Below are 9,252 nucleotides of genomic sequence, written 5' to 3' on the forward strand. Positions count from 1 at the left end.
AAACTATGGATATTGCCAGTAAGGCTGCCGAGTTAGATCAACTGGCCTCGAGAGTTATTCTTCCCTATATCATCATAGTTGTGGTTCTGGTGATATTAGGCATTGTCCTCAATTTTTCAACTTTGCCTGAAATTGATACCGATCAGGAAGATGACGAGGTGGCGGCTGCCAACACCGACAAGGTAAGCATTCTGGAATTCCCCCATCTCCTTTTGGGCGTGCTTGCTCTATTCTTATATGTGGGTGTGGAAGTTATAGCGGGAGATACGATTATTAGTTACGGAGCATCCTGGGGTATATCTTTATCTACAGCCAAATATTTCACGACAGGAACCCTTATCAGCATGATTGTGGGTTATATAATCGGGATCATTTGTATACCCAAATACCTAAGCCAGCAAACAGCTCTTAAATTCTGCGCCATATTAGGCGTGATTTTCTCTATTGCTGCTATTTATACAGAAGGATTTGTTTCTGTAGCGTTTATAGCTCTATTGGGCCTGGCTAATTCTTTGGTATGGCCCGCATTGTGGCCACTGGCTCTCGCAGGATTAGGGAGATTTACAAAAATCGGTTCATCTCTACTGATCATGGGCATCGCCGGTGGGGCTCTCATCCCATTATTGTATGGTCGCCTGGCCGATATCAGCAATACCCAAACCGCATATTGGATTATGGTCCCCTGTTATCTCTTTATAGGATATTTCGCAGTTTATGGTCATAAAGTAAAACGCAGAAAGCAAGAATTTTAGAACAAGAAATCACAAATGGATCAGAATACTACGATATCTAATCAAATAAACACGGTCATTGCCAGCTTTTGTACCGATGACGAAAGCTACGATTTTGAACTTTTTGGTTCGGGACATATTAACACGACATTTTTTGTCAAAAGAAAATGTGGCGGCAACAAGGATTATCTCTTACAGCGGATAAATCATCAAATTTTCAAAGACGTGCCCGGGCTGATGAACAACATTAAACTTGTTACCGAGCACCTCAAAAATAAGCTTGCAAGTGTACCCGGTGCGAACCCGGATCTCGAGGTATTAACGCTCATACCTACTAAAGAAAACCGGTTTTATGAGATAGATCAAAACGGCAACTTTTGGAGAATGTATGATTTTTTACATTCTAACAGATATGATGTTTTGGAAACTGAACAACAGGCTTATGAAGGGGGTAAGGCTTTTGGAAAATTCCAGGCCATGTTATCAGATATGGATGCTGACCTACTTATTGAGACCATTCCCAACTTCCACAATATCGAAATGAGGCTCAAAAGATTTAATGAAGCTATTATCAATGACGTTGCAGGCAGGGTTAAAGAGGTTAGTCCTGAGATAGCTTTCCTTCAGGAACGTTCGGAAGCTATGCTGAAAATTCTGGGGCTTGGTGAAGGGAGTATATTGCCAGTACGAATTATTCATAATGACACGAAGTTTAACAACATTTTACTGGACAAAGCAGATAAAGCTCAGTGTGTGATAGACCTGGACACGGTTATGCCTGGGTATGTAGCTTATGATTTTGGTGATGCTATACGAACCATAATTAATACTGCGGCCGAAGATGAAGCTGACCTGTCTAAAATTCAGCTGAACATTCCCCTGTTTGCTGCATATACGAAAGGCTACTTTAAAGAAGCAGGTTTTTTCCTTTCGGATCGGGAAATAGATTCTCTACTGAAAGGGGTATTGCTGATTCCATATGAACAGATAGTTCGATTCTTAACTGACTATCTGGAAGGTGATACTTATTATAAAATCCATTTTCCATTGCACAATCTGCAAAGAACCCGGGCTCAAATCGAGCTCTTAACCAAATTGGAGCACCATTACAAGGAGCTCGATGAAATCGTGCAGGGAATAGCTGCACTGCCAAGCAATGAGAATTTTCTCGAAGAAAAAAATGAATTAACCTAATAATCAACGAAATAATAGTCATGAAAAAAAGTTACTTAAATCTCACCAACCCGGGGAGCAGAACTAGAACAGCGGTCTTTTTTTTAGCTGCCTTTCTGATAGCTGCACCTGAGTCAATTTCAGCAAGGAGCCTGACGGTAGTTGACAGGCATTCCATTTCGGAGTCAATCACCGTAAACTCAGAAGAAAATTCCCGTGATCGAATTGTTAGGGGAAGAGTAGTCGATGAAAAAGGGGAAACATTGCCGGGAGTGAGTGTTCAATTAAAAGGAACCACTGTAGGTACAGTTACTAACGCTAATGGGGAATATAGCTTAAATATTCCTGCTGATAATGGAACCCTTGTTTTCAGCTTCCTGGGCTTCACTACTGTGGAAACTGTAATTGGGGCGAGCGGAACGGTTAATGTTACCTTGAACACTGCGCAATCTTCATTGAACGAAGTCGTAGTTGTGGGTTATACAAGCAGAGCCGTTTCCCAGTTATCAAGTTCCGTATCGGTTGTTTCAGGGGAGAAATTAAGAGATGTTACTTCTAATAATGTGAGCAGCATGCTGCAGGGTAAAGCTCCCGGCGTGATTGTGTCTGCCTCTTCAGGCAGTCCGAACGCGGAACCCAGCGTTATAATTAGAGGGTCAAGTTCCATTACCGCAGGGTCTTCTCCATTATACGTAGTTGATGGCGTGATAGGAGGTACCGTGAATCCGGTAGATGTTGAAAGTGTAACCGTCTTGAAAGATGCTGCTGCTACTGGTTTATATGGCTCAAGAGCGGCGAACGGTGTAATTATTATAACGACAAAATCAGGCAAGGCTGGAACAAATCAGGTTAATTTCAGTGCTACAACAGGGATTAACCAGGTTTCTATGGGAAATTTTGATGTGATGAATTCACAGCAATTGTATGATTACCAAAAGACATTTTGGAATCCTACAAACTTTGACAGAGATCGTCCTGCTACTCTGCTGTCGCAGAATACCGACTGGGCTGATCTGGCATTTCGTACCGGACTTACCCAGAACTATACTTTGTCAGTTTCAGGCGGATCTGATAAAACGCAAGTCTATGTATCTGGAAACTTCTACAATGAAGATGGTACGCTTGAAACAACCGGGAGAAAGACGTATAATTTAAGAACCAACGTTTCTCATGACATAAGCAAAAAAGTAAAAATCGGTGCGAGACTTGACGTGGGATTCAACAAATTCCAGGAGGACGCGTCCGGAAACTATGGTGCTTTAGTTGGTGCAACAAGGAATCTCCCATGGGATAACCCATATTTTGCCGATGGAACTCTCAAAAGAGGTACCGAACCCGGATGGATTGGAAGAGAACAAGATAATTTCATGCATGGCTGGCAGTATAATCTGGATGATACCAAACGGAATTCACTGAGCGGTGATCTTAAGCTGGATTATTTTATCACTAAAGGCTTAACTTTTACAAGCAGCAACAGGGTTAGTTATAATAACAGTAAAAGACAACTTTATTACGATGTACGTGCAAAAGCAGGATCAGGTTTAGGCCGACTGACTAATGACCTGGCCTATTCTAGCAGCCTTATCACTTCCAACCGCCTTCTTTACGAAACAAGCTTTGGTAAAAATAACTTCAGCACAATTGCTGTAGCAGAGGCCGAAAAGAACTTTGCTGAAAGAAATTCCCTTCTTGGACAGGGATTTGTGGCAGGGCTTCGTGTAATGAATGCTGCTTCTCAAATCCTTAGTTCAGGAAATGCGAATGGCTCTATCAACGAAAATGCCTTTAGTAAAGGGCTTGTGCAGGTTGATTATAATTACGATAATAAATATTTCTTAGTCGGTGCTTACATCAACGAAACGTCATCACGTTTTGGTGCCAACAATCGCACAGGACATTTCTACACTTTAGGTTCATCCTGGATTCTGAGTAATGAAGGCTTTATGCAAGACAATAAAACCTTTGATTTTCTAAAATTAAGAGCGAGTTATGGTTCAACAGGTAATGCTCAAATTGGCAACTACCAGACCCTCGGACTATATAGCTTTTCATCTCAATATTCCGGCTTCTCAGCTTCTACTCCGTCACAGCTTGCTAACCCGGATTTAACATGGGAAAAGGTGAAGACTGCAAATTTGGGACTCGATGTTAGTGTTTTGAAAAGAGTAACCCTGAATGTTGACCTATACGACAAGACTTCAGAAGCATTATTATTAAATGTTCAGCTTCCTTTCACCAGTGGATTTACATCCGTTATTCAAAACGTCGGGTCTGTTAAAAACCGGGGCCTGGAACTTAATTTAACAACCTTAAATCTTGATAAAGGAGCATTTAAATGGGAAACTAACTTTAATATCGCCTTTAACAAGAGTAAGGTATTGAGGCTCGATCAGGGTAAGGATATTATAACCGATAACGGTTTTTCACCTGCTACAATTGTAAGTGTAGGCCATGATCTTAATAGTTTTTACATGAGGAAATGGGCTGGTGTAGATCCTCAAACGGGAGACCCTCTTTGGGAGAAAATCACAACAGATGTAAACGGAAATAGCGTTGTAACCACAACAAATGTATTAGCCCAGGCAACTTCCCAATTCGTGGGTTCTTATACTCCTGATTTCACAGGTGGTCTTTCGAATACCTTTAGTTACAAAGCTTTTACACTGAGTGCATTCTTAAACTTCGTGAGTGGTGTTGAAGTGTTTAATTCCTCAAGAACAAGTTTCGATTCGGATGGAGCATATGAAACAGTAAACAACATGCTTCCAAGGGATGATTGGAGCAGATGGCAAAAGCCAGGCGATATTGCTACTCACCCGAAAGCGGTATTTGGCGGAAATAAGAATTCGAACAAATTAAGTTCAAGATATCTTGAAGATGGCAGCTATATCCGTTTAAGAAACGTTAACCTTGGATACACCCTTCCAAAGAGCCTCTTAACTAAGTTGAAAGTGTCAAATGCCAGACTATTTTTGAGCGGAGACAATCTTTGGACTGGTACTAATTTTTCAGGTCCTGACCCGGAAGTTAGTTTAGGCCAAAACGGTGGAAATTCATCAGACCGTTATCCTATCAGCAAAAAATTCTTGTTTGGTGTTAACCTTAGTTTATAAAAAATATTAAGATGAAAAAGATCAATATAAAATTACTTTTCCTGCTTGGAACAGTATTAATGATTACAACTGCATGTGAAAAAGACCTGCAGCCATTTGACAGTAAATCTAATGAGACCGCATTGGCAACACCTGAAGATCTGCAAACAGCAACTTACGGATCCTATGCCGGGCTTGTAAGTGCAGATTATACCAGATTTCAACATATTCTTGGCGAGTATTCCAGTGATAACGTCGCATTAAGCGGAACTACAACAGATCCCTTATATAACGTTTATAACTATACAGACTTCCCGGGAAACAATATTACCACATCCTTTTGGCGTCAGGCATATAAGGTGATTTTTTCATCTAATCAGATAATTGAAAGGATTGCTGACGGCACTTCGCCGGCGCTGGATCAGCTAAAAGGGGAGAATATGTATTTGCGCGCGATGGCTCATTTTGATTTGGTAAGATTTTTTGGCCGTCCGTATTCGCAGGGAGCTGGTATTAATCCTGGCATACCCATTATAAAAAGTACCGAAAGTGAGGTGTCGCCAGCCCGAAATAGCGTGAAAGAGGTTTATGATTTCATGATCGCTGATTTGCTTAAGGCTGCTAGTCTGATGACCGTCAAGAAAGATTCGCGTTTTGCTTCAAAGGAGGTCGCTTATGCCTTATTAGCCAGGCTATATCTTCACAAGGAAGATAATGCTAAAGCACTGGAATATGCTGATCTTGTTATTAAATCAAATCGTTACAACCTGGTAAGCACTGCGGCGCTAAAAAATTATTTCAGAAGTATACCTGAAAGTAATTCAGAAACCATTTTCGCTATACGCCATATTTTAGCCGACAATCGTCTTAAAGGCGCTATTGGTTCTATGTACTATAATGATCCGGTTACTCTATCAACCGGCTGGGGAGAAATGTATGCCTCTACTTCTTATGTAAAATTGCTGGCTACTTATCCGAACGATGTGCGACATGGTTTTGTGGAACTACAATTGGCTGCAAACGGCGACACGCTAAAAAGGGGTAATGTAGTTAAGTACTTTATCAACAAGTACAACTGGCAGGAAGGTGTGGCGAATCTGAGTTCACCCGTCTTATTACGTCTGGCCGATATGTATTTAATCCGTGCAGAAGCTAATGCCAAACTAGGAAATGCCGCAGCTGCAATTAGTGATGTTAATGTTATTCGTACCCGTGCGGGATTAAGTGGAAATCAGCTTTACAGTACCTCAGATCTAAAAGGCAAGGCAAGTGTATTAGAAGTTGTATTAGAAGAACGCAGGCTCGAACTGGCTTTTGAAGGTCAACGTACGAGTGATTTGTTTAGAAACAATAAACCTTTGGTACGTGCATATCCTGGTTTTCACAGTATTGATAGGTTTAATCTGACGATTGCTCCAACTGCTCCCAGAGCAATTTATCTAATTCCTGATCGTGAATTGAAGCTTAATACAAATTTAACTCCTAATCCATAATGGGTAGTTTTATTATGCATAAAAACCTGAGTCTGATTCTGCTCGCCTTTATTTTGCTTTCCTGTGCATCATCGCAGACGAAGCATTCTAACGATGAGAATAAGATTGAAAGCTATTATCGGGCTGAGGATTTTGCTGCAGTTAACAAGTTTGATGTCCATATTCACATTAATACAGGCGAAACCGCCTTCATTGAACAGGCGAGGAAAGACAATTTCCGTTTTTTAGACATCGTTGACGACCGTCCCTTTGGGCTGCCTATGGCAGCCCAACAGGAATTTGCTATCCAACATTTGAGGAATTTTCCAAATGATATGGCCTTTGCTACCACTTTTCCTGTGCATGACTGGAAAAATCCGGATTGGGCGGAGACAACTATCTCCAGCCTGAAACAGTCGATAGCAAATGGCGCAAAGGCGGTTAAAATATGGAAAAATATAGGAATGGACTTACGGGAGGAAGACGGCACTTTCGTGATGGTTGATAATCCTAAACTTAAGCCTGTATTAGATTATCTGGAGAAGAACAGGATTCCCTTGATCGGCCACAATGGCGAACCGAGGGACTGTTGGTTGCCTTTAGATAGCATGACTTTTAGTAAAGGCTATTATGGTTCGCACCCTGAGTACCATATGTACCTTCATCCGGAATATCCCAGCTACGACGACCAGATTAACGCGCGGGATAATATGCTTAAAATGCATCCCAAATTACGGTTTGTCGGAGCGCATTTAGGAAGCCTGGAATGGAGTCTGGATGAACTTGCAAAGAGGTTTGAACGATACCCAAATATGAAGGTTGACTTATCGCGTATGTCAAATTTGAAACTTCACGCTTTAAATGACCGGGACAAAACCCGCGATTTCTTTATTAAATATCAAGACCGCCTGGTTTATGGATCAGACCGGCAGGTAAATCCAACATCCGATAAGGTTGCTTTTACAAAAGGTATCCACGATGGCTGGATGAAGGACTGGGAATTTTTCGTGACAGATAACACCATTTCTTTAACGGGATTTGGCGATCTTAAAGGATTGAAATTGCCGAAGGAAGTAGTAGACAAGATCTATTCAAAAAATGTGGAAAGATGGTTGTCGCCATTGTAGCGGGGTATATAAAACAACAAATAATGAGCAAGTTAATTCATCGAACACATAAAAGCAGTAAATGAAAAACCTGATTAAATTTAAAAGTCTCTGGGTACTTATACTATGCCTCCCTATAACGTTTAACTCACAAGCGCAGAATATCAGTTCGAGTTCACTATCAAGCTCTGAATTTTATACCAGGGAGGATTTCAAAAACGTAGAGAAATATGACACTCATGTTCATTTGAATATTTATGATACCACTTTCATAAATCAGGCAAAAAGAGACAACCTTCGTCTCCTGACGGTTAACGTAAATCCTGCGTATTATCCATCGGTGGAGGATCAGGAGAAAGTGGCGCTTCAACTGGTGAAAGCCTTTCCTGATCGAGTAGCATATACAACAACTTTTACTGTAGATAATTGGGGCACAAAGGAGTGGTTGCCTGAAACCCTTGCATACTTAGAAAATTCATTCAAGCAAGGGGCAATTGGGGTAAAAATATGGAAGAACATCGGGATGGGCCTGAAAGATAAGAATGGCAAATTTGTGATGATTGATGATCCAAGATTTGATCCGGTGTTGAAATTCATAGAAAAAAGCAACATCACACTCTTAGGGCACATCGGTGAACCGCGTAATGCATGGCTTCCTGTAGAAGAGATGACTGTTTCTAATGATAAAGGATATTTTACAAGGCACCCGGAATACCACATGTATCAACACCCTCAAAATCCCAGTTATGAGGATGAAGTAAATTCCAGGGACAATATGCTGAAAAAGCACCCGAACCTAAGATTCGTAGGGGCTCACCTGGGAAGCCTGGAATGGAGTGTTGATGAACTCGCTAAACGCCTTGATCGCTTTCCGAATATGGCGGTAGATATGGCTGCAAGAATTGTACATCTGCAATCTCAATCGGTTAAAAATCGTCAGAAGGTCCGTGATTTTATGATCAAATATCAGGACAGGCTTATTTATGCTACCGATCATGGTGTTGACGCAAAAACGAACCTTGCTACAATGAATAAGGGTTTGCATGATACCAGAATGAGAGATTGGACCTATTTCGCCACAAATGAGGACATGACTTCATCAAGTTTTGAGGGAAGTTTTAAAGGATTACAGTTACCAAAGCAAGTCATAGATAAAATATATCGTATCAATGCCCAGAAATGGTTTCCTGGATTTAACTAGTTCAATTATTCAACCTAAATAAACCCTTATCACAAAAAACATGAAAGGTGAATCTGTTCACGATGATAATAAATTAGTTTCCGGTGCTGTAGTTAATCCGGCAATGCCGGTCAACAGGGTCGCGTCTGTAGACGTATACAGGGGATTCGTTATGTTGTTAATGATGGCAGAAGTGCTATCCCTTTCCAAAGTTTCAGAAGCGCTTCCGGGAAGCTCGTTCTGGAGGGTCATCGCATTCAATCAAAGTCATGTAGAGTGGATCTGGTTGAGTTTACACGATATGATCCAGCCTTCATTCACCTTTCTGGTTGGAGTAGTTTTACCCTACTCCATTTTGAGTCGCAGAAATAAAGGAGCGAGTGTCAGTAATTTACTGCTCCATACTTTGAAGCGATCGTTGATTCTAATCCTTCTCGGGATATTCCTTCGCTCGATGAATTCGGATCAAACCAACTTTACATTCGAGGATACACTTAC

General features: G+C 41.1%; 6 protein-coding genes and 1 pseudogene. All 7 read left to right on the forward strand.

Translation table 11 applies throughout. The features are described from left to right. Positions 1–752: glucose/galactose MFS transporter (gluP, locus tag WBJ10_RS13360; RefSeq protein WP_424291109.1), on the forward strand; the 752-nt coding region annotated here is incomplete at its 5' end. A gap of 15 nt (positions 753–767) precedes the next feature. Continuing rightward, complete coding sequence (locus tag WBJ10_RS13365; RefSeq protein WP_424291111.1) at positions 768–1,925, forward strand: phosphotransferase enzyme family protein; 1,158 nt, start codon at positions 768–770, stop codon at positions 1,923–1,925. A gap of 20 nt (positions 1,926–1,945) precedes the next feature. After that, positions 1,946–5,017, forward strand: coding sequence for a SusC/RagA family TonB-linked outer membrane protein (locus WBJ10_RS13370; protein ID WP_424291113.1), 3,072 nt, complete (start codon positions 1,946–1,948; stop codon positions 5,015–5,017). Positions 5,018–5,028: 11 nt separating this feature from the next. Then, a complete protein-coding gene (locus WBJ10_RS13375) occupies positions 5,029–6,489 on the forward strand; it encodes a RagB/SusD family nutrient uptake outer membrane protein (protein WP_424291115.1) in 1,461 nt (486 codons plus the stop codon). After that, a complete protein-coding gene (locus WBJ10_RS13380) occupies positions 6,489–7,595 on the forward strand; it encodes an amidohydrolase family protein (RefSeq protein ID WP_424291117.1) in 1,107 nt (368 codons plus the stop codon). Before WBJ10_RS13375 ends, WBJ10_RS13380 begins: the two co-directional genes overlap by 1 nt. A gap of 61 nt (positions 7,596–7,656) precedes the next feature. Then, positions 7,657–8,775 (forward strand): amidohydrolase family protein, encoded by a 1,119-nt coding sequence (locus WBJ10_RS13385; protein WP_424291119.1) that lies wholly within the window; start codon positions 7,657–7,659, stop codon positions 8,773–8,775. A gap of 40 nt (positions 8,776–8,815) precedes the next feature. Beyond that, positions 8,816–9,252, forward strand: a pseudogene (locus WBJ10_RS13390) (hypothetical protein); the annotation flags it as partial.

This window comes from Daejeonella sp. (assembly GCF_049655485.1).
Classification (GTDB): domain Bacteria; phylum Bacteroidota; class Bacteroidia; order Sphingobacteriales; family Sphingobacteriaceae; genus Daejeonella.

What these genes read in the sequence shown, in the direction of transcription:
- WBJ10_RS13365 (WP_424291111.1), top strand. Translation starts at nt 768, where the DNA reads ATGGATCAGAATACTACGATATCTAATCAAATAAACACGGTCATTGCC.
- WBJ10_RS13370 (WP_424291113.1), top strand. Translation starts at nt 1,946, where the DNA reads ATGAAAAAAAGTTACTTAAATCTCACCAACCCGGGGAGCAGAACTAGA.
- WBJ10_RS13375 (WP_424291115.1), top strand. Translation starts at nt 5,029, where the DNA reads ATGAAAAAGATCAATATAAAATTACTTTTCCTGCTTGGAACAGTATTA.
- WBJ10_RS13380 (WP_424291117.1), top strand. Translation starts at nt 6,489, where the DNA reads ATGGGTAGTTTTATTATGCATAAAAACCTGAGTCTGATTCTGCTCGCC.
- WBJ10_RS13385 (WP_424291119.1), top strand. Translation starts at nt 7,657, where the DNA reads ATGAAAAACCTGATTAAATTTAAAAGTCTCTGGGTACTTATACTATGC.